The sequence below is a fragment of the Umezawaea endophytica genome, assembly GCF_025061645.1.
GTDB lineage: Bacteria > Actinomycetota > Actinomycetes > Mycobacteriales > Pseudonocardiaceae > Umezawaea > Umezawaea endophytica.
Genome location: NZ_JANYMP010000021.1, coordinates 16,387 through 40,231 on the forward strand (window position 1 = coordinate 16,387; position 23,845 = coordinate 40,231).

General features: G+C 70.2%; 20 protein-coding genes and 1 tRNA gene. 14 read left to right on the top strand and 7 right to left on the bottom strand.

Translation table 11 applies throughout. From position 1 onward, the window contains the following. Positions 1-42: 42 nt before the first annotated feature. The 5 genes from NZH93_RS34140 (at position 43) to NZH93_RS34160 (ending at position 5,253) form a co-directional block, all read left to right on the top strand. Complete coding sequence (locus NZH93_RS34140; protein WP_372506960.1) at positions 43-372, top strand: WhiB family transcriptional regulator; 330 nt, start codon at positions 43-45, stop codon at positions 370-372. Continuing rightward, positions 369-677 (top strand): hypothetical protein, encoded by a 309-nt coding sequence (locus NZH93_RS34145; protein ID WP_259627410.1) that lies wholly within the window; start codon positions 369-371, stop codon positions 675-677. The genes NZH93_RS34140 and NZH93_RS34145 overlap by 4 nt, the downstream gene beginning before the upstream one ends. Then, the gene (locus NZH93_RS34150) at positions 674-1,276 is read left to right on the top strand and encodes a hypothetical protein (protein ID WP_259627411.1); all 603 of its coding nucleotides are present in this window, start codon (positions 674-676) and stop codon (positions 1,274-1,276) included. The genes NZH93_RS34145 and NZH93_RS34150 overlap by 4 nt, the downstream gene beginning before the upstream one ends. Then, positions 1,273-3,351, top strand: a complete 2,079-nt coding sequence (locus NZH93_RS34155) for a cell division protein FtsK (protein WP_259627412.1) — start codon at positions 1,273-1,275, stop codon at positions 3,349-3,351. Before NZH93_RS34150 ends, NZH93_RS34155 begins: the two co-directional genes overlap by 4 nt. A 138-nt stretch (positions 3,352-3,489) precedes the next feature. Beyond that, complete coding sequence (locus NZH93_RS34160) at positions 3,490-5,253, top strand: recombinase family protein (RefSeq protein ID WP_259627413.1); 1,764 nt, start codon at positions 3,490-3,492, stop codon at positions 5,251-5,253. Here NZH93_RS34160 and NZH93_RS34165 read toward each other — a convergent pair. Beyond that, positions 5,235-5,317, bottom strand: a tRNA-Leu gene (locus NZH93_RS34165). The two genes, NZH93_RS34160 and NZH93_RS34165, sit on opposite strands and share 19 nt — an antisense overlap. A 119-nt stretch (positions 5,318-5,436) precedes the next feature. Here NZH93_RS34165 and NZH93_RS34170 point away from each other — a divergent pair. Further along, positions 5,437-6,759, top strand: coding sequence for a M20/M25/M40 family metallo-hydrolase (locus tag NZH93_RS34170; RefSeq protein WP_259627547.1), 1,323 nt, complete (start codon positions 5,437-5,439; stop codon positions 6,757-6,759). A gap of 54 nt (positions 6,760-6,813) precedes the next feature. On the opposite strand, the gene NZH93_RS34175 is transcribed toward NZH93_RS34170, so the two are convergent. Then, positions 6,814-7,530, bottom strand: a complete 717-nt coding sequence (locus tag NZH93_RS34175) for an SDR family oxidoreductase (protein WP_372506961.1) — start codon at positions 7,528-7,530, stop codon at positions 6,814-6,816. Positions 7,531-7,667: 137 nt separating this feature from the next. Next, complete coding sequence (locus tag NZH93_RS34180) at positions 7,668-8,699, bottom strand: AraC family transcriptional regulator (RefSeq protein ID WP_259627414.1); 1,032 nt, start codon at positions 8,697-8,699, stop codon at positions 7,668-7,670. 267 nt (positions 8,700-8,966) lie between these two features. On the opposite strand from NZH93_RS34180, the gene NZH93_RS34185 reads away from it, so the two are divergent. After that, a complete protein-coding gene (locus NZH93_RS34185) occupies positions 8,967-9,164 on the top strand; it encodes a WGR domain-containing protein (protein WP_259627549.1) in 198 nt (65 codons plus the stop codon). Here the strand turns inward: NZH93_RS34185 and NZH93_RS34190 are convergent. Beyond that, positions 9,118-10,101 carry a hypothetical protein gene (locus NZH93_RS34190; RefSeq protein ID WP_259627415.1) on the bottom strand — a complete coding sequence of 328 codons (984 nt, stop codon included), beginning with the start codon at positions 10,099-10,101 and terminating at the stop codon, positions 9,118-9,120. The genes NZH93_RS34185 and NZH93_RS34190 overlap by 47 nt on opposite strands. Positions 10,102-10,299: 198 nt before the next feature. On the opposite strand from NZH93_RS34190, the gene NZH93_RS34195 reads away from it, so the two are divergent. The 5 genes from NZH93_RS34195 to NZH93_RS34215 are packed head-to-tail and all read left to right on the top strand — an operon-like array spanning position 10,300 to position 20,465. Further along, the gene (locus NZH93_RS34195) at positions 10,300-13,845 is read left to right on the top strand and encodes a DUF4132 domain-containing protein (protein WP_259627416.1); all 3,546 of its coding nucleotides are present in this window, start codon (positions 10,300-10,302) and stop codon (positions 13,843-13,845) included. An 8-nt stretch (positions 13,846-13,853) separates the two neighbouring features. Then, positions 13,854-14,945 (top strand): ATP-binding protein, encoded by a 1,092-nt coding sequence (locus NZH93_RS50140; RefSeq protein ID WP_276024620.1) that lies wholly within the window; start codon positions 13,854-13,856, stop codon positions 14,943-14,945. Then, a complete protein-coding gene (locus NZH93_RS34205) occupies positions 14,945-17,470 on the top strand; it encodes a DUF5682 family protein (RefSeq protein WP_259627417.1) in 2,526 nt (841 codons plus the stop codon). The genes NZH93_RS50140 and NZH93_RS34205 overlap by 1 nt, the downstream gene beginning before the upstream one ends. Continuing rightward, positions 17,467-18,570 carry a VWA domain-containing protein gene (locus NZH93_RS34210; RefSeq protein ID WP_259627418.1) on the top strand — a complete coding sequence of 368 codons (1,104 nt, stop codon included), beginning with the start codon at positions 17,467-17,469 and terminating at the stop codon, positions 18,568-18,570. Before NZH93_RS34205 ends, NZH93_RS34210 begins: the two co-directional genes overlap by 4 nt. Beyond that, the gene (locus NZH93_RS34215) at positions 18,570-20,465 is read left to right on the top strand and encodes a YehQ family protein (protein ID WP_259627419.1); all 1,896 of its coding nucleotides are present in this window, start codon (positions 18,570-18,572) and stop codon (positions 20,463-20,465) included. Before NZH93_RS34210 ends, NZH93_RS34215 begins: the two co-directional genes overlap by 1 nt. 11 nt (positions 20,466-20,476) lie before the next feature. On the opposite strand, the gene NZH93_RS34220 is transcribed toward NZH93_RS34215, so the two are convergent. After that, positions 20,477-20,908, bottom strand: a complete 432-nt coding sequence (locus tag NZH93_RS34220) for a hypothetical protein (RefSeq protein WP_259627420.1) — start codon at positions 20,906-20,908, stop codon at positions 20,477-20,479. Positions 20,909-21,063: 155 nt separating this feature from the next. Between NZH93_RS34220 and NZH93_RS50920 the strand changes: the two genes are divergently transcribed. Both NZH93_RS50920 and NZH93_RS34230 read left to right on the top strand, forming a co-directional pair. Continuing rightward, the gene (locus NZH93_RS50920) at positions 21,064-22,230 is read left to right on the top strand and encodes a sensor histidine kinase (RefSeq protein WP_259627421.1); all 1,167 of its coding nucleotides are present in this window, start codon (positions 21,064-21,066) and stop codon (positions 22,228-22,230) included. Then, on the top strand, positions 22,227-22,877 hold the full coding sequence (locus NZH93_RS34230) for a response regulator (protein WP_259627422.1): 651 nt from the start codon (positions 22,227-22,229) through the stop codon (positions 22,875-22,877). The genes NZH93_RS50920 and NZH93_RS34230 overlap by 4 nt, the downstream gene beginning before the upstream one ends. Here NZH93_RS34230 and NZH93_RS34235 read toward each other — a convergent pair. Beyond that, entirely contained in the window at positions 22,874-23,221 is a 348-nt protein-coding gene (locus tag NZH93_RS34235) for a hypothetical protein (RefSeq protein WP_259627423.1), read from the bottom strand. The two genes, NZH93_RS34230 and NZH93_RS34235, sit on opposite strands and share 4 nt — an antisense overlap. 89 nt (positions 23,222-23,310) lie before the next feature. After that, positions 23,311-23,727 (bottom strand): hypothetical protein, encoded by a 417-nt coding sequence (locus NZH93_RS34240; protein ID WP_259627424.1) that lies wholly within the window; start codon positions 23,725-23,727, stop codon positions 23,311-23,313. Positions 23,728-23,845: the final 118 nt, after the last annotated feature.

Below are 23,845 nucleotides of genomic sequence, written 5' to 3' on the forward strand. Positions count from 1 at the left end.
GTTGATCCGGCTGCTCGGTGACCCCATGTCCGGGGGTACGCCGTGAACGACCTGAGGTTGATCAACATCGCGTGGCGGTTGGATCGGTTGCGCTGGACTCCGAGCGAAACGCTTGTGGACGTCGTGCAGCGCGACGGCTTGTGCATGGAGGTGACGGCGGAACAGCCGCCGTGTGGTGACGAGGTGCTGACCGATCGCGCGTTGGCTGCGCGGTTGTGTGCGGGCTGCCCGGTCCAGGACGAGTGCTTGGAACTGGAGTTGCGCACGGCTGGCGAAGACACGGTTGGTGTCTTCGGCGGGTTGCCGGATGGCGACCGGCGCGACCTGCACTCGCATTGGCTGCGGCGCGGTGAACGGTGGTCGAGGCCATGAACGCGACTCAGATCATGATCGGTTTGGGTGTGCTGGTCGTCCCGCTGTTCCTCTGGCGGGTCGGTGCCCGTCGGGCGAAAGCACCGCGGGCTCGTGTGCACTTGGTGTCGATGGCTGGCCGGGTGTTGTTCAACGCCGCGCTCGTGGTCGTCGTGCAGTGGGTGGTGATCACCCACCGGGAAGGGCCGTGGCTGCTGTTGGCGGTGCTCGGCGTACCTGCCCTGTTCGCCTCGTACACGTTGACGAAGGCGTTGACCGTGACCAGTTACGAGCCTCCCCAGAGTCGACGGGGTGAGCGGCGATGAGCGAATCGGTTGAGCGGGTCGCGGTGCAGGTGGACCGGTTGTGTTGGACGGGGATTCTGCTGGGGCTGGCGTTCACGATGACGAACGTTCAGCAGTTCGCGGCTGCTGGCTCGTTGCCGTGGTCCTTGGCCTGGTGTGCGGCGTGGCTGCTCGACCCGATGGTGTCGCTGGTACTGCTGGCGATTCTTCGGGCCGAGCAGGTCACGGCTCAGCACGGCGTGCGGATGGGTGGATGGGTCCGTGCGGCGAAGTGGTTCACGCTCGCCGCCACGTACGTCATGAACACCTGGAGTGCGTTCATGGCCGGGTCGGCTGCGTTGGTGGTGCTGCACTCGGTGCCGCCGTTGGTCGTGTTCGTAGCGGCTGAGGCGGTCACCGAACTGCGGGACAAGTTGGTTGTGCCGGTAGCTGGTCCGGCGCCCGAACCGGCCGCGCCTACGCCGCGGACGTCGTTCGCGGAATACCTCGCTGTAGCCCAGGCCGCGCGGACCCGTGACGTGAAGGTGACGCCCGCGTGGGTGCGCGAGGTAACGGGGTGTTCGCGTGGCCTGTCGTCGCGGCTGGCCGCTGCTCTCGCTGAGCAGGAGGTGCGGCCGTGAACGGTGATGTGGTGCCTGCCGCGCCTGTGTACGACGGCGAGTTGGTTGATGAGCCGCCGAAGGTGGTCCGGCGGTTCGGGGACATCTGGCAGCGGTCGCGGTTCGTTCCAGCCGTTCTCAGGTCCCGAGCGGCGCTCGGGTACGCGGTGCGGGACGCGGTCGCGTGGTTGGTGAGAGCGCCATTGCGGTTCCTGAGCGGAACTGTGCGGGGTGCCGTGGTCGCGGGGCGTGGGTGGCGGCGATGGGTGCGGGTGCGTGACTACCGGGAGGCTGCCGAGCAGTCGGAGAAGTTGGCGGACAAGTTCATTGAGATTCGCGAGTTGACCTTGTTCCGGTGGAAGGTCACAGGGGCGGTTTGTGCGGTCGTCTCGGCTGTGTTGGCCGTGGGCTACGTGATGTTCGGCGGGCTGGCGTTGTGGGGTGTGACCGGGGTTGCGTCCGTGGTGCTCGCGGTCGTCGGACGGCGGAAGGATGGCTCGCCTGGACGGAAGGCGGTGCTTGCGGGGCCGCGGACGCTGACTTGGACGATGGACCCTCAGGTCTTGGTCGACGCGTTTCGGGACGCGAAGCTTGTGGGCAAGGACGAGACCTTGCGCCTGGTGGAGCGCGCCGCGCGTGTTGGTGATGGGTGGGCGGTCACCGTGGACCTGCCTGCCACGCGGAAGGCCGCGGACGTCATCAAGAACCGGGACGCGCTTGCTTCGGCGTTGGCCGTGGACGAGGTGCAGCTCATCGTTGAGCGTGTTCGCGGGAAGGGCGGGCACGCGGGCCGGGTGTTCCTGTGGGTGGCTGATGAGGACCCGTACGCCGGTCCCCCGTTGCGCACTCCCCTGCTCGACGTCGAGTGGTGGGACGCGTGGCGGCCGGTGCCGTTCGGGCGGGACGCGCGGAACCGGCGGATCGATCTTCCGTTGGTGTGGACGTCGCTGCTGGTGGGAGCGATTCCTAGGCAGGGTAAGACTTTCGCGACTCGGCTTGCTGCCGCTGGGCTGATCCTCGACCCCTATACGCGGCTCTATGTGTACGACGGCAAGGGAGGCAAGGACTGGGATTCCGCCGAGCAGATCGCCTTCCGGTACGTATGCGGGGACGAGCTGGAGCACGTCGAGGCAGTGCGCGATCACTTGGTGGAACTTGTTGCAGAGGTTCAATCCCGGTACGCACGAATGGCCACATTGGATGATGAGGTCTGCCCGGAGTCGAAGATCACGCCTGCCATCTCGCGAGATCCGAGTCTCGGTATGCCGATCACTGCGGTGATCATCGATGAGGTTCAGGTGTTCCTGGAGAACCCGACGCGCGAACAGGTGGGCGGCAAGAAGACCACGCTTGGGGCGTACATCGCGGACCTGCTCGCCTACCTCGTTCGGAAGGGGCCTGCGGCGGGCATCGTGGTCATCCTGGCCACGCAACGGCCGGACTCGAACACCATCCCATCTCGGTTGCGTGCGGTGCTCGGGTCGCGGTTCGCGCTGCGGGTGATGGACTGGCGGGACTCCAACATCGTGCTCGGCGAGCAGATGAACACGCGCGGCTATGACGCGTCGACGCTGCTGCCGAGTCACAAGGGGGTCGGCATCCTGCGGCCGGACGGTGAGACCGACGCGGGAGCGGACATGCTCGCGATGACGGTTCGGACGTACTACATGCCGAACGCTGAGTGGCGGGTGATCTGCGCGCGTGGCCGTGCGCTGCGGGAGGCTGCGGGGACGCTGGCCGGTCATGCGGTGGGTGATGACGCCGTGCGCGCGATCGACTCAGTAGCGGTCGTCAAGGCGCTGGGAACGGGAGCCGCTGAGGGGTGGGTTGTCGAGCTTCCGGAGCCGTTGGCGGCGGTCGTGGACTACCTCGGGGACCAACTCGACAAGCGCGAGTTCGTGCCGACCGCCGAGTTGGTGGAGGCGTTGAAGGTCGAGCCGACGATGTTCGGCAAGGAGATGGGCGAGCTGGGGTGCAAGCCGGTCCGGCAGTACGTCCCCGAGGGCGACGCCACTCGGCGGGTGCGCGGCTACATGACGGCGGACATCCGAGCTGCGGTTGATGAAATCGGCGCTACCAACGTCGAGCAGCCATGAGCCCTGATGAGAGGGTCACTGTGCGCGTGCCGGACGAACTTCCGCCCCTTACGCCTGCTACCTGCCGCATACTGCTTGCCATACTGCTTGAGTTGACCGAAGTCGAGGTCTTGGACGGACCTCAGGGAGGGGGTACTAGTGACTGTTGAAATCATCAGGAACCCGTGGGCAACGCTGGACAACATGCTCGGTGTCGAGGTCGTGGAGACCATCGATGAGGGCATCGGGCCGATGGCGGGGTACGGACGCTGCTCGACCGAGGACAACCAGGACCCGGAGACCTCTCGCGGATGGCAGTTCGGGAACGCCCGGAAGTTCGTCGGGCCGCTTGGCGGTGTCGTGACCGAGGAGTTCTTCGACATCGGGCAGTCGCGGTCGGTGCCGTGGGAGCGGCGTCACGAGGCGTCGCGGCTGCTCGCCGCTCTGAAGGACCCGAACCGCGGGTGGAACGCCGTGGTGGTCGGTGAGGGCACGCGGTGTTGGTTCGGCAATCAGTTCTCGCTGATCGCTCCGAGGTTCGCGGCGTACGGCGTTGACCTGTGGGTGCCGGAACTGGGCGGGAAGTTCGATCCGCGGAATCCGTCGCACAAAATGCTGATGAGTGTGCTCGGCGGAATGAGCGAGTCCGAGCGGCAACACGTTCAGGCTCGCGTGCGTGCAGCGATGGATGCCCAGGTCGTGAACGAGGGGCGTCACCAGGGCGGACGTGCGCCCTACGGGTACACCGTGGTCGACGGTGGGCAGCACCCCAATCCGCGAAAGGCGGCTGAGGGGTACCACCTGCGCATCCTGGAAGTTGACGAGCCGTGCGCTGAGGCGGTCCGGCGGATCTTTGCCGAGTACATCAGTGGCCGGGGTGATCGGGCGATTGCCACTGGGCTCAACCGTGACGGGATTCCCTGCCCCTCTGCGCGACGTCCGGACCAGAACCGGCATCGGCCGGGTGATGGGTGGCAGGGCAGCACGGTCCGGGCGATTCTGGACAACCCTCGCTACACCGGTTACGCGTTCTTCGGCCGGTGGACCCGGCATGAGTTGCTGCTCGACCCGGACGACGTGGCTGCCGGATATGTCACACGGTTCCGGAAGACCAGCCCCGAAAAGGTCATCCGGTCACGGCAGCCCGCGCACCCGGCGATTGTGTCGGTCGAGGTGTTCACCGAAGCTCAATTGCTTCGGAGGTCGAAGTCTGTGGGTGGCTTGAAGACAGCGCGGAAAACTGAGCGTGCGGAGCGGCCTACGAAGCAGACCTACTTGTTCCGTGGCCGTATCCGGTGCTCGGTGTGTGGCCGGAAAATGGAGGCGAGCCCGCGCAAGCACGGCATGTACTACCGCTGTCCGGCACGCACTTTGGCTCCCGGCTCCCCCGCTTTGGCATCACACCCACCAGCGATCTACCTCCGCGAAGACGTGATCCAGGACGCAGTGAACGACTGGCTCGGCGAGGTGTTCGCGCCGGCCAATGTGGATCGCACGGTGGCCAAAGTTGTTGCCTCCCAACCAGGAGCGGCCGTCGCGCAGAACGGTCGGGACACGGCCAAGCAGCGGCTCGCTACGGCGGAAGCTCACATGAACAGGTTCCAGGAGGCCATCAAGGCAGGCATCGATCCGGCCGCGCTGGTGGAGGCGATGAACGAGGCGCAAGCGGCACGGGCGGCTGCGCGAGCGGAACTGGAAGGCACTCCGGCACCGAACACGGTCAGCGACGCTGAGATATACGCGGCCATCGACTCATTGGGTGACGTTGGCGCTGTGCTGAAGGAAGCGAAAACGGAGACACTCGCGGCGCTCTACCAGTCCGTTGACCTGCAAGTTCTGTATACGCACACGGCCCACGAGGCTGATGTGATCATCAAACCCGTGGGCCGTGTGAATAATGCTCATGACCGAGGGGGGACTTGAACCCCCACGCCCTTTCGGGCACTAGCACCTCAAGCTAGCGCGTCTGCCATTCCGCCACCCGGTCTTTCGGCTCTCGCCGTGGTGTGTGCATAGATTACATGATCGTTCCCGTGGGCCAAAATCGGGGGGTGTTTCGGGGCTCTCAAGGGGTGGAAGCAGTGGTAGGAAGGCTGCGTGGAGAACTTGGGAGATGGTGCGGGGCTGCTGCTGGCGCAGGACGAGGTCGTGGGGTTGGCCAGTGAGTTGATTCGGATCGATACGACGAACACCGGGGACCCCGCGACTGTGGTTGGGGAGCGGGCTGCTGCTGAGTGGGTGGCTGAGAAGCTGGCTGAGGTGGGGTACGAGACCACGTACGTCGAGTCCGGGGCGAAGGGGCGGGGGAACGTGGTCGCCCGGTTGGCCGGTGCTGATCGGTCACGGGGGGCGTTGTTGGTGCACGGGCATCTGGACGTGGTGCCTGCTGACCCGTCCGAGTGGTCTGTGCACCCGTTCTCCGGGGCTGTGCAGGACGGGTACGTGTGGGGGCGTGGGGCTGTCGACATGAAGGACATGGTTGCCATGTCGTTGGCGGTGGCGCGGCGGTTCAAGCGGGATGGGATCGTGCCGCCGCGGGACATCGTGTTCGCGTTCCTGGCGGATGAGGAGGCCGGTGGGTTCTTCGGGGCGAAGTGGCTGGTGGAGAACCGGCCGGAGCTGTTCGAAGGGGTCACCGAGGCGATCAGTGAGGTTGGTGGGTTCTCGATCACGTTGAAGGACGATGCTCGGGCCTACCTCGTGGAGACCGCCGAGAAGGGGATTCGGTGGTTGACGTTGCGGGTGCGCGGGACCGCTGGGCACGGGTCGATGATCCATCGGGACAACGCGGTGGCGAAGTTGGCCGAGGCGGTGACGAAGCTGGGGAACCACCAGTTCCCGCTGGTGGTCCGGCCGTCGGTGCGGGAGTTCCTGGACGGGGTCACGGAGATCACCGGGTGGGACTTCCCCGAGGAGGACCTCGAAGGGGCTGTGGGGAAGCTCGGGGCGTTGTCGCGGATGATCGGGGCGACGTTGCGGGACACGGCGAACCCGACGATGTTGTCGGCCGGGTACAAGGCGAACGTGATCCCGTCGGTGGCGCAGGCCACTGTGGACTGCCGGATCCTGCCTGGGCGGGAGGAGGCGTTCGACCGGGAGCTGGCGGAGTTGCTCGGGCCGGACGTGGAGCGCGAGTGGGTCGGGTTGCCGCCGGTGGAGACGACGTTCGACGGGGCGCTGGTGGACGCGATGGCGGCGTCGATCACGGCTGAGGATCCCGGTGCGCGGGTGCTGCCGTACATGTTGTCGGGTGGTACGGACTCGAAGTCGTTCCAGCAGTTGGGGATTCGCAACTTCGGGTTCGCGCCGTTGAAGCTGCCCGCGGATCTGGACTTCTCGGGGTTGTTCCACGGGGTGGACGAGCGGGTGCCGGTGGACGCGTTGAAGTTCGGAGTGCGGGTGTTGGAGCGGTTCCTGCGGAACTCCTGACGCCGGGGGGCCGGGGCGCGGACGTCGCGCTCCGGCCCGCGCGCCGGGTCTCGGTCAGAGGGTGAACTGGGCTTTGACGCCCGCGATGACCGTGTCGTCGGTGGTGGCGCGGGAGGAGAGGGCGGCTTTGGCGTCGTCTCCGGCGGTGTAGCGGAGCTGGTCGGTTCCGTCGGTGACGGCGGTGACGATGACGTCGGCCACGGCGGCGGGTGGTGCTGCTGTGGTGAGGACCTTCTCGAAGCCCGCGTAGACCTTCCGCACGGTGGGTTGGTAGTCGGTGAGGGACTCGTCGTTGGCGAAGTCGAGTGAGCGGCCGGTGAAGTCGGTGGCGATGGCGCCGGGTTCGACGATCTTGACCTTGATGCCCAGCGGGGCGAGTTCGTAGTGCAGGGACTCCGAGATGCCTTCTACGGCGAACTTCGTGCCGTGGTAGAGGCTGCCTAGGGGGAACGCGACCCGGCCGCCGATGGAGCTGATGTTGACGACGGAGCCCGAGCGGTTGGCACGGAGGTGCGGTAGGACCGCTTGGGTGGTGGCGAGCAGGCCGATCACGTTGGTGTCGAACTGTTTCCTGATGCGGCTCGTCGTGAACGCTTCGAGTGGGCCGTAGGCGCCGTAGCCCGCGTTGTTGACCAGGACGTCGATGCCGCCGAACTTGGCCACGGTGGAGGCGACGGCGTCGTCGATCGACGTTTGGTCGGTGACGTCGAGGCGGGTGACGAGGACGTTGTCCAGGGAGGTCAACTCCTGCTCGGTGTGGGGGTTTCGCATGGTGGCGACGACGTTCCAGCGCGGGCGTGGAACGCCAGGGCCGTTGCGCGGCCGATGCCCGAGGAGGTGCCGGTGATCAGGACGGTCTGGGACATCGTGGCTCGTTTCGGGTGGAGGGGTTCGACTTGGTTTCCACCCTAGGAAGGGAAATCCGCGGCGGCAGTAGCGTGGGGCGCCGTCGTGGTGGCCATGTGCGCCAGCCGGGTTTGGGCCGGGGTGCTGCCGGTCCAGGTGCGGTAGGCCCGGTAGAACGACTTGGGGTCGTCGTAGCCGAGCAGGAACGAGATCTGGTCCACGGTGAGGTCGTCGTTGCGCAGGTATTGGTGCGCCAGCGTGGTTCTGGTGTCGGTGAGGACGGTTTGGAACGTGGTGCGCTCGTGCAGCAGCCTGCGTTGCAGTGTGCGGGTGCTGATGGCCAGCGAGCGAGCGACGCCCTGCGCCGTGCCCTGGCCGGCGGGGAGGAGTTCCAGGAGTGCGGCACGGACTCGTTCGGTGGTCGAGGCTTCGCGGGTGACCTCGGAGAGCCGTTTGCGGAGTTCGGGTTCGAAGTACAGCCACATCAGGTCGTTGGCGGTGAGGAACGGGCGGTGGACGTCGGCCGCCGCGAACGTGATCGTGGGCAGCGGCGCCTTGTCCACGTCGATGCCTAGGTAGTCGAGGAACGGTCTGGTGTCCTGGGGGACGTCGGGCACGGCGAAACGGAGCGGGCGGACGTCGTGGCGGGTGCCGATGCGTGCCAGGGCCACCCAGAACACGAGTTCGGCGATCACGAGGACGGGTGGTGGTGTGGGTTTGTCGGGCCAACGGCAGGTCAGCGTCAGGCCTTCCGGGTCGGTGGTCACGTTCAGGCGCAGGGGTCCGGTGAGCGCCTTGTAGCCCACGAGCCTGCGGGCGGCGATGTCGAGGTCGCGGCTGCACAGCGCGGCGAACATGGGTGGGTTGAACACTTCTGGGGACAGCGAGCGCCCGATGCGCACGACGAGGTCCGGGCTGTCGGCCTCGGCTTCCACAGCCTCCCAGAGCGCGAAGTACTCCCCCGGTTCGAGGGTGATGGGTCCGCGGGTCAGCAGGTCGGCGGGCAGGCCCGCTCGGCGGAGCACGTTCGGCAGGGATATGCCGAGGTCGTGCAGGAGGGCGCCCGCGGTTGGGTCGAGCGCGAACCTGTCCACGTCTGCCCTCCTGGTGTCGGTGGCGGTCTCACGGTATTCGCCATCGCGGGCCGCGGGGGTGGTGGATCGCGCCACCTCTGTGCCGATCTGCGTCAGGCGAGGTCGCTGGTGAAATTTCCCATGAATGGTCAAAATGCCCAACCCGAGGTGATCAAGCGACCCCATGATCACTCGCCGCTGATGGACGTCACACGATTCCGGCGCCTGCCGCCGCAGCGCAGGTGAGGCCTTGACCAGGGAACTCGTTGCCGATGGTTCCGCGAAGTTCTGGGAGGCGAGCGGGACGGTGCGGGTGTGACCGTGCGCTATGGGCGGCTGAGGTTGGTGGGGCAGACCAAGGTCAAGGGCTTCGGGTCCGAGACGCTGGCGCACGTCGACAAGCTCGTGGCGGAGAAAGAGAAGAAGGGCCTCGATTCGGTCAGCACGTCGGAGGTGCTGGCCGACCTGACCTCGCTGACCGGCTGAGGACGGCGGTGGTCGCGATGGCCAGCACGGCGATCAGCGTGCCCGCCGCGGTGAGGGTGGTGGTGTCGGGGTGGAGGAGTGCTTGGCCGCGTAGGGCCTGCCATGTCAGCAGGGCGATGGTGGCGGTGTAGCCGGCGGTGGCGATCAGCGTTAGGTGCAGGCGGGTGCTGGCCTTGGCCAGGAGTGGGTGTTTGGCGGCGAGTGCGACCAGGAGGAGGCTGAGCAGGGGTAGGGCTTGTAGGGCGTGGATGCCGACGAAGTGTGGGATGCGCAGGTCGCCGCCGGTGGTGGACCAGCCGGTGACGGGCATGGACGGGCCGCCGTCGGGGACGCCTACGCTGTGCGCGCCGATGGCCGTGACGGGGCGGTTGGCGTTCAGCTCGGCCCGTTGCTCGGGGGTGGCGTCGGTCATGAAGAACGCCAGGAGCATGCCGATCAGTGACAGGCCGAGGCCGAACCTGATGGCCCACGTGGTGGCCGGTTCCTGTTGGCGTTGCAGGGAAACGACGACCGACACGACGAAGGTGGCGATCCAGAGGATCAGGATCATCTGGCCCATCAGGTTGAAGAGGGTGTCGTCGAACTCGGTCTCGGTGTTGAAGTGGCTGGTTTTGCCGCGGACTACCTGCGTGAGGACCAGCGCCATCTCGGCGATCGAGATGACGGCGACCACGGTGCCCGCCCACCAGCCGGTGCGTCTGGCCCGTCTGGACAGGGTGAGCATCCAGGCGAGGGTGGCGCCGAAGAGGGCGAACGAGATGCCGAACTTGAGCGGCTTCGACCACGCCGGGCTGCCGTTGATCAGGCGGTCGTCGACTAGGAGGCCGATGGCCGAGACCAGGACCACGGCGACCATGGCGGCCGACAGCGCGATCAGCGGTCGGTGCCAGTGGACTCGGGGTTCGAGGGCGCGGGCGGGCGGGGATGTGGTGATCATGAGGGGGGCTCCATTCCGGCGGCGGCGAGGTCAACGGTCGCAGTCGCGCGGGTCCGGGTCACTGCGGCCAGCACGTCGGACCGGGGTGCGGTTCGCCCTACCTCCGGATGGTCTTGCCTGGTCAGAGGGGTCGCGCGCGGAATTGTCGGACCCTGCCTCTACCGTTCCTCCCAGTCGAGCCGAACTGGGAGATACGACGTGCGCAGGTGGGAACTCGTTGCCGATGGCTCCGCGAAGTTCTGGGAGGTCGGGCGGGATGGCACAGGGGTGACCGTGCGGTACGGGCGGCTCGGTTCGGCTGGGCAGACCAAGGTCAAGGACTTCGCGTCGGAGGCGTTGGCGGTGGCGCACGTGGACAAGCTCTTGGCGGAGAAGGAGAAGAAGGGGTACGGGGAGGTCGGTGCCCCTGTCGCGAGTGGACCAGTGGCCGCTGGGGTCGACGAGTCCGTGGTCGAGCGGCCGGATGAGTCGACGTTCGTGGTGCCGCCGTCGTGGCGGAATGTGGCACGGCCTGGGCGTGGGCAGGGTGGGCGGCGGGCGGCCAAGTCCTCTCGGGACGCCGAGGCGTACCTGCGGTCCAAGGTGGAGCGGCTGCCCGCGCAGTTGGCGGCGGCGCTGGTCAACCGCGGCTCGGAGCCGGAGTTGGTCGAGGCGGCCAAGGCCTACCTGGACGGTCGGGGGACGCCGCTGGGAGCGGCTGTCGTGGGGGCGACGCTGACCAGCGAGGCATCGCGGTACTACGGCAGGGAGGACGTCGCGACGCTCGCGGACGTGTGGGTCGTCCAGCACGGGTTCGCGTTCGCCGCGCAGGCGGTCAGCGACCTCGGGCGGATCAGCGTCTTCTGGGCTGGTGCTCCCGGCAAGGCGACGGCGGCGGTGGGCCGGCGCACCGACGACCACCAGACCTGGCCCTACGCCAACCGCCAGGTCGTGGAGCGGCTCCGGGTGCTGCTGGCCGGTGCCGACGAGGCCGATTACCTGGCCGCGGTCGAGGTGTTGTCGGCGCGGCGCGACACCGTGCTCACCCGGACGATCGCCGCCTACCTTGCCTCGACGCGGCAGGACTGGGTCGACGAACTGGTCGCCGAGGTGTTGCCGGGTGCCAGGCTGGTGGAGGAGCACCGGTTGTTCCTCGGTTCCCTGGGGACGGTCGAGCAGGTGGAGGCGGTGTACGCGCGGGAGGAGTACCGGTACTGGCTGCCGCAGAGCGACGTGCTGCCCACGGTGGTCTGCGCTGTCGGCGCCGGAATCGCGCCGGTCTTGGCTCGGCTGCTCGACGGGGATTCCGGTGACGACGCGCGCAAGCTCCTGGTCGACGCGCTGGCGTGGACGCCGACCGATGAGGCGTTCGGCCTGCTGGTGGCGCGGCTGGACGAGAAGTTCGTCATGTCCGCGGTGGTCGGTGCGGTCAAGCGCTACCCGGCGCGGGCGTTGCGGGTGTTGGCGGCGAGCGAGTCAGCGGCGGCGAGGTCGTTGCTGGTCGGGCACGTCCGGGCCAATCCCGAACTCGTGGCGGTGGCGGAATTGGACGACGAGCTGCGGGTGGTGGTCGAGGACGCCGCCGCCGAGGAGGGGGCCGCGCCGGACGCGCCCGACGAACTGCTGCCGCGGGTGCTGGTGGCTCCCCCGTGGACGGTCGGTCGCGCGGCGGTCAAGCCGGTCGTCGTCGACGGGTTGGAGTCGGCCGCGGTGCGGGAGATCCGGTGGGAGCCGGGCGAGCGGCAGGAGTGGTCGGAGGCGTTCGGCGGCTACTACTGGGCCGACGCCACGTTCCCCGAGTGGGCGGTGGCGGTCGCCCGGCTGCTGGCGGGCAAGATCCCCCACCACATGCAGCCCGCACTGGTCCTGAAAGCCCCGAAGGAGTTGCTGCGGCGCCACCTCGTGGACTGGCGGCCGGAGATGTGGTCGGCGATGGACTGGGCGAGGCCGTTCGTGGCGCGCTTCGAGATCGACGCGCTCCCGGTCGCGGTGCGGATCGCGAAGGCGGATCCGACGTCTGGCGCCGAACTGTTGCTGCCGTTCGCGGACGGTGAGGTGGCGCGGCTGATGGCGGGCTGGTTGGGGCGGCTCAAGTCCGTGCACGGCGTCGCGGTCGCGTGGCTGCTGCGGCACCCGGAGACGGCGGTTCGGGCGTTGCTGCCCGTGGCGCTGGTGAAGCCGGGCAAGGCGCGGCGCGAGGCCGAGGCGGCGCTGCGGCTGGTCGCGGCGCGCGGGCACGCCGACGTGGTGCGGCGGGTGGCTGCGGAGCACGGGGGTCGGGTGGAGGAGGCCGCGGAGTCGCTCATCACCACGGATCCGCTGGACCACCTCCCGGCGAAGATGCCCGTGGTCGGCGACTGGGCTGATCCGGTGCTGCTCCCCCGGATCCTGTTGCGGGACAGGGAGCACGCGTTGCCCGTCGCGGCGGCGGGGCACGTGGTGACGATGCTGGCGATGTCCAAACCGGATGACGTGTACGCGGGTGTCGAGGTGGTGCGGGAGTTGTGCGACCCGGAGTCGCTGGCGCGGTTCGTGTGGGCGGCGTTCGAGGCGTGGCGGGCGAACGGGACGCCGCCGAAGGACGGGTGGGTGCTGCCCGCGCAGGGGCTGTTCGGCGACGACGAGACGGTGCGGGCGCTGGCTCCGGTGATCCGGGTGTGGCCGGGTGAGGGCGGGCACTCGAAGGCGGTGGTCGGGCTCGACGTGCTGGCGGCGATCGGCAGCGACGTGGCGTTGCTGCACCTGAACGGGATCGCGCAGAAGGCCCAGTTCGGCGGGTTGAAGGCGCGGGCGCGGGAGAAGATCGACGAGGTCGCGGCCGGGCTCGGGTTGACCGGTGAGCAGTTGGCGGACCGGCTGGTGCCGGACTTCGGGTTGGACGACGCGGCGACGCTGGTGGTCGACTACGGGCCGCGGCAGTTCGTGGTGGGCTTCGACGAGCAGCTCAAGCCGTACGTGGTGGACGGCGACGGCAAACGTCGGGCCGCGCTGCCCAAGCCCGGCGCGAAGGACGACCAGGAGTTGGCGACAGCGGAGCACAAGCGGTTCGCGGTGTTGAAGAAGGACGTGCGGACGGTCGCGGCGGACCAGATCCGCCGGTTCGAGGCGGCGATGGTGGCGCGGCGGCGGTGGCCCGCCTCGGAGTTCCGGTCGCTGTTCGCCGAGCACCCGCTGCTGTGGCACGTCGTGCGGCGGCTGGTGTGGATCACCGAGGGCGGGCAGGCGTTCAGGTTGGCCGAGGACCGCACGATCGCCGACGTGAACGACGACGCGGTGGAGCTGCAGGAGGACGCGGTCGTGGGGATCGCGCACCCGTTGGACCTGGCGGATTCGGTGGCCGACTGGGCCGGGGTGTTCGCGGACTACGAGATCCTGCAACCGTTCCCGCAGTTGGGCAGACCGGTGCACGCGCTGGCCGAGGACGAGCGGTCGGCGTCGGAGCTGAAGCGGTTCCAGAACGTCACGGTCCCGGTCGGCAAGGTGCTGGGGCTGACGAACAAGGGCTGGCGGCGGGGTGAGCCGCAGGACGCGGGCGTGGAGTGCTGGATCACCCGGCCGGTGCCCGGCGGCGGGTCGATCGTGGTGAACCTGGATCCCGGCATCCCGGTCGGTGTTGTCACCCTGTTCGAGAACCAGACGCTGTCCGGGGTCTGGTTTAACGACCGCGGCAGCGAGTGGCGGCGTGACGGGGCGCGGACGTTCGGTGAGCTCGACCCGATCACCGCGTCCGAGGTCCTGACCGAACTGACGTCCCTGACGAACTGAGGAATCCGTTGTCCGACAACACGAAGGTCCAGCGGCCACCGGCCGAGATCCGGTTCGCCGACGAGTTGGCGCGGCTGCGCGAGTCCGACACCGCGCACCGGCCTCCGGGGTGGGCGCTGAGCTTGCAGGGGGCGCGGCGGTTCATCATCGGCGACGAGCGGGCGGGTATCACGCGCAAGTTCGTCGGCGACCCGTCGCTGATCGACCGGGCGCTGGTGACGTTGGCGACCAGTCGCGGGCTGATGCTGGTGGGTGAGCCGGGGACGGCGAAGTCGCTGCTGTCGGAGCTGATCGCGGCGGCGGTGTGCGGGGAGTCGACGCTGACGATCCAGGGCGGCGCGGCGACGACCGAGGACCAGATCAAGTACTCGTGGAACTACGCGCTGCTGGTCGCGGAGGGGCCGTCGCCGCGGTCGCTGGTGCCCGCGCCGATGCTGCGGGGCATGGCCGAGGGGAAGGTCGTGCGGTTCGAGGAGATCACCCGGTGCCCGCTGGAGGTGCAGGACAGCCTGCTGTCGCTGCTGTCCGAGCGGGTGGTGGCGATCCCGGAGCTGACCGGGCCGGACGGGATGGTGTTCGCCAACGACGGGTTCACCGTCATCGCGACGGCGAACACGCGGGACCGCGGGGTCAACGAGATGAGCGCGGCGCTCAAGCGGCGGTTCAACTTCGAGACGGTGTTCCCGATCGCCGACCTCGCCACCGAGCTGGACCTGGTGGAGCAGGAGGCGCGGACGCTGCTGGAGCGCTCGGGGGTCGGGGTGCAGCCGCGGCGGGACGTGCTGGAGGTGCTGGTGACGACGTTCCGCGAGCTGCGCGACGGGGTGACGTCGTCGGGACAACCGATGGACCGGCTGACGACGGTGATGAGCACGGCGGAAGCGGTGTCGGTCGCGCACGCCGTCGGGCTGCGGGGGTGGTTCCTGCGGGGCGAGGCGGGCACCCCGGCGGATCTGGTGGAGTGCCTGGCGGGGACGGCGGCGAAGGACAACGCGGACGACCTGGCCCGGCTGCGGCGGTACCTGGAGCAGCAGGCGTCGAAGCGGCGCGGTGAGCAGTGGCAGGCGCTGCACCGGGCTCGTCACCTGCTGCCCGGCTGATGGCGACGACGTTCATCGGGGTTCGGCACCACAGCCCGGCGTGCGCGGGGCTGGTGGCGGCGACCATCGAGGAGTTGCGGCCGGCGTACGTGCTGGTGGAGGGGCCGGTCGACATGAACGGCAGGCTCGACGAGCTGCTGCTCGGTCACGAGCTGCCGGTCGCGGTCTACACGTACTACCGCGACGGGGAGCGGTCGCACGCGTCGTGGACGCCGTTCTGCGACTACTCCCCCGAGTGGGTCGCGCTGACCGCGGGACGGGCGAGCGGGGCCGAGGTGCGGTTCATCGACCTGCCCGCGTGGCACCCGGCGTTCGCGGGGCGGGGCAACCGGTACGCCGACGCCGAGGCGCGCTACACGGAGGTGACGGACAGGCTGTGCCGGGAGTTCGCGGTCGACAACGTCGACGTGCTGTGGGACCACCTGTTCGAGGTGGAGCCCGCTGACGGGTTGGCGGAGCGGTTGACGGCGTACTTCGACGTGCTGCGCGGGGAGGCTTCCACCGAGCACGCCGACGTGGAGCGCGAGGCGTACATGGCGGCGTGGATCAGGGCGGCGCAGGCGGACGCGGGTGATCGGCCGGTGGTCGTGGTGACGGGTGGGTTCCACACGCCCGCGCTGCGGGCGATGACCGCCGGGCCTGCGGCGGGGTGGGAGTGGGCAGGGACGGCGGCGCGGGCGGGTCAGGATTGGACAGGAGCGGCGGCAGCGGCGGGACAGGAGTTGGCGGAGGCACCACTGCCGCTGGGGCAGGAACGGACGGAAACACCACCGCAGCCTGGGCAGGAACGGGCAGAGGCGTCGCCGCCAGTTGGGCAGGGGTGGGCGGAAACACCACCGCGGTCTGGGCAGGAATGGGCAGGAACGTCACCGCCGGTGGAGCAGGGGTGGGCGGGGGCGTCGGCGGGGCGGGAATGGGTGGGGGCGGGGTGGCCTGCGGTGCCGGAGCCGCCTGTGGAGGCGGTGGGGGCCAGTTATTTGGTGCCTTACTCGTTTCGGCGGTTGGACGCGTTCACCGGGTATCAGTCGGGGATGCCGTCGCCGGAGTACTACCAGCGCCTGTGGACTGACGGGGTGGCCGGTGCGGCGGCGGGGCTGGTCGAGTCGGTGGTGGGGCGGTTGCGGCGGCGGAAGCAGGCGGTGTCGACGGCAGATCTGATCGCGGCGCGGACGCTCGCGGAGGGGTTGGCGCGGTTGCGTGGGCACGGTCATCCGTCGCGGACTGATGTGTTGGACGGGCTGGTCGGCGCGCTGGTGTCGGAGGACCTGTCGCAGCCGACGCCGTGGACGGTGCGCGGGCCGCTGCGGGCGGGCGCGCATCCGGCGGTGGTGGAGATGGTGGCGGCGCTCAGCGGTGAACGGGTGGGGCGGCTGCACCCGGAGACGCCGTCTCCCCCGCTGGTGGAGGCGGTGAGGGCGGAGCTGTTCGCCCTGGATCTGGACGGCTCGGGTGAGGTTCGGGTCGACCTGACCGACTCGCTGGGGTTGCGACGCAGTCGGGTGTTGCACCGGTTGCGGGTGTTGGAGGTCGTCGGGTTCCACCGGTTGTCCGGGCCCAGCGGCGGGGGTGATCCGGTGTACACCGAGCGGTGGCTGCTGACGCCGTCCGACAGGAGGCTGCCCGCGCTGATCGAGGCGGCGGCGTACGGGGCGACGCCGGACGAGGCCGCGGCGGGGGTGCTGCGGGAGCGGGTGCCGGACGCGGGGGTCGACGAGTTGGCGGGGGTGTTGTTCGACGCGGCGCTGTGCGGCATCACGGCGGTGAGCGGCAGCGTGGTGGCGTCGTTGCGGAGTCGGGTCGCGCGGGTGGCGGACGTGGGGGCGCTCGGGCGGGTGCTGGCGACCGTGGTGGGGCTGTGGCGCTACGACGGGCTGTTCGGGACGGCGGGCAGTCCGGTGCTGGCCGCGGTGATCGACGGGGCCGTGACGCGGCTGCTGTGGCTGGTGGAAGGGCTGCACGGTGGGGCGGGTCCCGCTGATCCCCGGCGGCTGCTGGCGGTGGCCGCGGCGCGGGACGCGGTGCTGCACGCCGAGCCGGTGCTGGAGAACGGGCGGGACGCGGCGGTGGCGGTGCTGCGGCGGGTCGCCGCCGACCCGCAGGGGCCGCCGGACCTGCGCGGGGCCGCGTTCGGGTTCTGCTGGTCGCTGGGTGACGGCGGTGACGTGGAGCGGGCCGTACGGGGTATGTCCGGGCCGAGGACGATCGGCGACTGGCTGGCGGGGCTGTTCGCGGTGGCCCGCGAGGAGGTGCTGTCGGCGGAGGCCGTGGTCGAACTGCTGGACGAACTCGTGCACGCACTGTCCGAAGAGGACTTCCTGATCGCGCTTCCCGCTCTGCGGCAAGCGTTTGCGTACTTCCCGCCGTCGGAGCGGGAGACGATCGCGGAGCGGGTGATGATCGCGCGGGGTGTGCGCGGGTCGGTCGGGCCGCTGCTGCGGGCCGACGTGGACCCGGCGGTGGTCGCGGCGGGGATGGCGTTGGAGGCCAAGGTCGACGCGGTGCTCGCTCGGGAGGGGTTGGCGTGACGGAGTTGGAGCGGTGGCGGCTGATCCTCGGGGAACCCGCCGAGCCGCACTGCGGTGGGCTGGAGGGCGCCGGGGCTGGCCGGGACACGGCGCTGGAGTGGCTGTACGGCCGTGAAGCGGATCGGGAGAACCGCGGGGTGCGGCGCGGCGGACAGGGCGAGTCGGTGCTGAAGACCGTGGACTGGCTGGACGAGGTGCACCGGCTGTTCCCGAAGGAGACCATCGAGCGGTTGGAGCGCGACGCCGTCGAGCGCTACGACATCACCGAGATCGTCACCGATCCCGAGGTGCTGGCACGGGTCGAGCCGAACGCGGCGCTGCTGCGGGCGGTGCTGCGCACCAAGCACCTGATGAACCCCGAGGTGCTGGCGATGGCGCGGCGGATCGTGGACGCCGTGGTCGCGGAGCTGACGCGCAAGCTGGCCAAGGAGGTCAAGCTGGCGCTGAGCGGTACTCGGTCGCGGCGGCCGAGCAACTTCAAGCAGGCCCGCAACTTCGACTTCCGGCGGACGATCCGGTCGAACCTGGCGCACTACGACCCGGCCGAGCGGCGGGTGTACATCGAGAAGCCGATGTTCTCCTCGCGCACCCGTCGGCACATCGAGCGGTGGCAACTGATCCTGGTGGTGGACCAGTCGGGGTCGATGGCGGGATCGGTGATCCACTCGGCCGTGTCGGCCTCGTGCCTGTGGGGTCTGCCGGGGCTCAAGACGCACCTGATCGCGTTCGACACGTCGGTGGTCGACCTGACGTCGGACGTGGTGGACCCGGTGGAGCTGCTGATGAAGGTGCAGCTCGGTGGTGGCACGAACATCTCCAAGGCGGTGACCTACGCCGAGGGCCTGGTGGAGAACCCCCGGCGGGCGATCGTCGTGGTGATCACCGACTTCTACGAGGGCGGCGACGCGGGTCAGTTGGTGCGCACCGTGCGCAAGCTCGTCGAGCAGGGCTCGGAGGTGCTGGGGCTCGCGGCGCTCGACGAGGACGCGAACCCCGACTACGACAAGGACCTCGCGCAGCGGCTGGCGAACGTGGGCGCGCACGTCGGGGCGATGACGCCGGGCCGGTTGGCCGAGTTCGTCGCGGAGAGGATCGGCTGATGCGGGACGACCTGCTCGCGCTGACGTCGGACGCGTTGGCGGCGCTGGCCAACCGGGGTCTGCTGAAGCGCGCGACGAAGGACCTCGACGCGGGCGCGGGTCCCACCGTCGAGGTCGACGGTGGGACGGTGCGCGGCCGGTTCCCCGACGGGGTCGAGGTCGAGCTGCCCGTCGGGGTCGCGCTCGGGGCTGCGGCCTGCTCGTGCGGCGCGCAGGGGGTGTGCAGGCATCGGATCGCGGTGGTGCTCGCCTACCAGCGGGAGGGGTCGGGCGAGGCCGCGCCGGTGTTCACGGCGTGGTCCCCCGGCGCCATCGACGACGAGGCGCTGTCCGGGCTGCTGGGCGTGCGCGGGCTCGCGGCGGCTCGGCGGTCGCACGCCGCCGGGTACCCGGTGCGGCTGCGGCGGCCGACGGCGGCGGATCCGGCCGCGAGCGCCGAACTGCCGTCGTGCACCGTGCGGTTCCTCGTACCGGGTGAACTCGGGTACGTGCACGCGGACGCGACGGCCGCGCGGCGCGACGAGTTCGTGGCGCACGCGGTGTGGGCGTTCCGCGAGGCCGACGAGCGCGGGCTGGTCGAGGACGTGGTGCGGTTCGACGTCGGCGGGAGCGCCGGGCCGGACCGGGCGGGGCTGGCGGGTGTGCTGGAGCTGGCCGACCGGGTGCTGCTCGACGGCGCGGCGCACGCCGATCCGGTGCTGGACGCCGGGTTGCGGCGGGCGCGGGTCGAGCTGGGTGACCGTGGTCTGCACTGGCCCGCGGCCGCGGTGGACGACCTGGTGGGGCAGTTGCGGGCGTACCGGGAGCGGTCGGCGCACTACCGGGCCGAGCGGTTCGCCGAACTGGTCGCGGAGCTGCACGCGCGGCACCGGGCGACCGGGGCGAGGTCGCAGGTGCTGGGCACGGACGTGCCCGCCGAGACGCCGCTGCACCGGGTGCGGGTGACGGCGCTGGGGTGTCGGATCCGCGGGACGGTCGAGGACCGGACGGCGGAGGTGTTCTTCGCGAGCGGCCCGACCACGCTGGTGCTGCGGCACCGGTGGGCGATCGGCGAAGGCGAGTCGCCGACGGGGCACGACCTGGTGTCGCGGCGGGTCGCGGGCACCACGTTGGGGGCGCTGGCCGCGTCGAACATCGTGTCCGAGTCGGCGTCGCGCAGCGCCAGCCGGGTGTTGAAGGTGTCGGCGGGGCGGGTGTCCAAGACGTCGATCACGCCGGTGGGGCGGGCGTGGGAGGGGTTGTCCGAGCCGGTGTTGGTCCGGTCGCTCGCCGCGGAGGCGGCGGCGTTGGAACGGCTGCCGCCCCGGTTGGTGCGGGCACGGGTCGAGGCCGAGCTGGTGCGGGTCGTGGCGATCGGCGAGGTGCGGTCGGTGGGGTACTCCCCCGGCGCGCAGCGGTTGGACGCGGTGGTCGCGGACGAGTTCGGTGCGACGGCGAGGATCTCGGCCACGCACCGGGGGGAGGCTCCTGGCGCGTTGGACGCGTTGGCGGGCGCGTTGGAGTCCGATCCGGTGATGGTGAGCGGGTCGTTGCGGCGGGTCGGGGGTGTGGTCGTGATCGATCCGCTCGCGGTGCTGACGGGGTCGGGGGTGGTGGTGCTCGACCTGGCCCCGGTGCGGGGTGTCGGTGTGGTGCCGGGGTACCGCGAGTCGGGGTCGGACCTGATCGGGGCGGCGGTGGACGCGGCGTTGGCGGTGTGCGCGGATGCCGCGCACCGGGGGCTGCGGCACCTCGCGCCGGGGGTGCGGGCGCGGCTCGGTGAGGCGGCGGCGGGGCTGCGGCGGGTGGGGTTGCACGGGTCCGCGGCCGCGGTGACGGCGTTCGGGGAGGAGGTGAGCGCTCGGACGTGGGTGGACGCGCAGGTGCGGCTGCTGGTGGCCCAGGAGTGCCGCTGAGCCCTGGTGCGTCACGCGTCGGCGGCCGGGTCGTGGAGTGCGGCGGTCAGCTTGGGCTTGTCGTGCAGGACGAGGACCGCGCACAGGACGGTGTAGGTGGCGGCCAGGTACTTGACGAACGGGTAATGGAAGGCGAAGTCCATCAGGGTGATGTTGAGGCTCACCGCGAAGAGGGCCGCCGCGCCGAGGAAGGTGGTGCGGCGGAACAGGAGCATGACCGCCGGGAGGAACTCGAAGAGCCCCGTCACCCGCCCGTAGAACGGGGAGTACCCGTAGAAGGCCCACACCAGCGACGTGCCGTCCGCTGTGGACTTCGAGATGGTCCAGTCGCCGTAGTGGTACTGGCCTCCCAGGAGTTTCACGCTGCCGTAGAACAGGAACACGGCTGACAGCAGCAGCCTGACGGCCAGGATCGCCCTGGACGGCGAGTGGAACCAGATCACGGTAACTCCAAGGTCGAGGGGTGGTGGCGACCATGGTGGTGAGCCGGCCGGGGTCGCGGACCGTTCGAAGGTGCCGATCCGCCGGCCTTCGGGAGGAAGCGCCTCCTCCCGAAGGAGGAAGCGGGGCCCGGTCGAAGTGCCTAGGCTCGGTCGTCGTGACGACGGAGGACACGACGTGGCCCACGGCGGCGCGGTGGGCGATCCGGTTCGGTCCGCTGGTGGTGGCGCTGGTCGCGCTGCTCTTCCTGTTCGAGCCGCGGGGGGTGCTGACGCCGGGGGTCTGGGTGGTGGCGTTGGTGGGCGGCGCGCTGGTCGTCCCCGGCGGGCGGTGGCCGCTGGCCGTGAGCCTCGCCCAGTCGGGTCTGCTGCTGGTGTCGGTGGTCGCGGTTCCGCCGAGCATCGGGATCACCCAGCTACTGGCCGGGGCGGCGTTGGGGGAACTCGCGGTGCGACGGCCGTGGCTGCCCTACTTGGCGTGCGGGACCGCGATGGCCTGCGGCGTGGGGGCGTTCTACCTGGCCTCGCAGCCCGACGCCGAGCCGGTGCCCACGGTGTTGCGGGTGCTCATCATGGTCGGTGGCCCGGTGTTGGCCGGGCGGCACCTGCGGTCGTTGCGGGAACTGGCCCAGCGCTACCGCCGGGACGGTCTGGACGCGGTGCGCCTCCGGGACGCCGAGGTCCGCGCGGCGCGGGAGGCCGAGCGCACGTCCATCGCCCGTGAGCTGCACGACCTGGTGGCGCACCACGTGTCCAGCATCGTGCTGCGCGTCGGTGTGGCCCGGCACGTCCCGCCCGATCCCGAGGCTTTCCGCGCGGCGCTGGACGACGTGCACGAGTCGGGCACCGACGCGCTCAGGGACCTGCGCGAACTCGTGTCCGTGCTGCGCGCTCCCGGTGCGTCGGACGTGGCGCTGCTCAGCCCGGACGGCCTGGACCCGGCGTTGCGGCAGGCGGTGGAACGGTGTGAGCAGGCGGGGTTCGACGTCACCGACGCCATCTCCGAGCGGGGTGGCGGTCTGGACTCGGTGCGGCGGCTGGCCGTGCTGCGGATCGTGCAGGAGTCGCTGACCAACGTGATGCGCCACGCGCGTCCCGGTTCCACCGTCGAGGTCGACGTGCGCGGGACGGCCGACCACGTCGAGATCGGTGTGTTCAACGACGGCGCCCCGGTCCGCCGGGTCGACGGGCCGTCGGGGCACGGACTGATCGGTATGGCCGAGCGGGTCACCGTGCTCGGCGGCACGTTCAGCGCGGGTCCGACGCCGACCGGGTGGCGCGTGGCCGCGCGGTTCCCCCGTGCGGGCTCGGCGGTCCACCGGTGATCCGGGTCGTGCTGGTCGACGACCAGCACCTGGTGCGGGCCGGGTTGCGGATCCTCTGCGACTCCGCGCCGGACGTGGAGACCGTGGCCGAGGCCGCCAACGGCCACGAGGCGGTGCGCGCGGTCGAGGAGCACCGTCCCGACGTGGTCCTGATGGACCTGCGGATGCCGGGGATGGACGGTGTCACGGCGACCGCGCGCATCCTCGAACGGCACCGGCACACCAGGGTCGTGGTGGTCACGACGTTCGACGACGACGAGAACCTCTACGGGGCGCTGTCCGTCGGCGCTTTCGGGTTCCTGCTCAAGGATTCCGCGCCCGAGGACCTGCTCGCGGCGGTCCGCCGGGCGGCGGCGGGCGAGCCGCCGTTCAGCCCCGCCGTGCTGCGGCGGGTCGTCGGCCGGGCGACCGAACGGCACCGCCCCGCCCCCGCGGGTGAGGACGTGCTGCCGCCGTTGACCCCGCGCGAACGGGACGTGCTCGTGCTGCTGTCACACGGGTTGAGCAACGCCGACATCGCCGAACGGCTGCACCTCGGTGTGACGACGGTCAAGACGCACGTCGGGTCGCTGCTGACGAAAACGGGGCTGGACAACAGGGTTCGCCTCGCGCTGCTCGCCCACTCGGCGGGGATCGACGCGGACTAGTGGCCCTTGCGGGTGGACGCGTTGCGGACCCACACCCACAGGGCGAGCGCGGCCAGCGACGCCACGACGATGATGTCGATGGTGCGCGCGGTGGCGGCGGCCGCGGGACCCGTCTTCTGCACGACCGCGCCGGTGTTCTGCGCCGGGGGCGTGCTGACGTCCGTCTGCGCGGCGACCACGGTGACGTTCCCGACGAGCGTGATCCCGGCGGGCGACGTGGAGTACGCGGGCGACACGGCGACGTCGTCGGTCGCGCTCGCGCTGCCCACGACGACCAGCAGTAAGAAGGCGACGGCCAGGAAGCCGGTGAGCACCGTCGCTCGAACCACTCGAAGGGCCACCACGCTCGTCCTCCTCCGGCCGGATGCCGTTGGGCGCCAACGCGTGGATCTACGGGTGCGGCCTGCGGTCGGCTCATCGAGACGGAAGAACGTTACCCGGCCGTTATCTTCAGCGCGCGGTAGGAAGCGGCGGCGCTGGTGGCCGCGGCGGCGATGATCGCCGACCCGACGACGACACCGCTGAGCGCGATCGGGAGGCCGTCGGCGAGGCTGTAGCTGCGCAGGGTCTCGACGATGGACGCGACGCCCAGGACCGCCGTGACGACGCTGAGCCACGGGGCGTCGAGCGGCGCCATCGCGCGCACCATGGACAGCACCAGCACCGCGCCGCCGATCGACACCACCACCCAGAACCCGGCCAGGTTCTCGCTGAGGACCGATCGGTCGAACGCGAGCGGCGCGATGATCGACCAGACCGCGGCCAGGAAGCAGACGGTGCTGGTGCGACTGGCGAGCGCGATCAGCTTCAGCACGACCTCTTCGCCGTGCCACTGGGCGGACTCTTCCACCTGGCCCTCCGTGCTTCGTTCGGCTTCCCCCGCGACGATTCCACGGCTCGACGGGTGTGTCGATCATCGAGGACGTGCTGGGAGGGAGGTCACGAGCATGGACGACGGCGGGACGCTT

Coding starts and splice junctions, on each gene's coding strand:
- NZH93_RS34190 (WP_259627415.1), bottom strand. CDS start 10,101: ATGATCACCACATCCCCGCCCGCCCGCGCCCTCGAACCCCGAGTCCAC.
- NZH93_RS34175 (WP_372506961.1), bottom strand. CDS start 7,530: ATGCGAAACCCCCACACCGAGCAGGAGTTGACCTCCCTGGACAACGTC.
- NZH93_RS34145 (WP_259627410.1), top strand. CDS start 369: ATGAACGCGACTCAGATCATGATCGGTTTGGGTGTGCTGGTCGTCCCG.
- NZH93_RS34215 (WP_259627419.1), top strand. CDS start 18,570: ATGCGGGACGACCTGCTCGCGCTGACGTCGGACGCGTTGGCGGCGCTG.
- NZH93_RS34150 (WP_259627411.1), top strand. CDS start 674: ATGAGCGAATCGGTTGAGCGGGTCGCGGTGCAGGTGGACCGGTTGTGT.
- NZH93_RS34205 (WP_259627417.1), top strand. CDS start 14,945: ATGGCGACGACGTTCATCGGGGTTCGGCACCACAGCCCGGCGTGCGCG.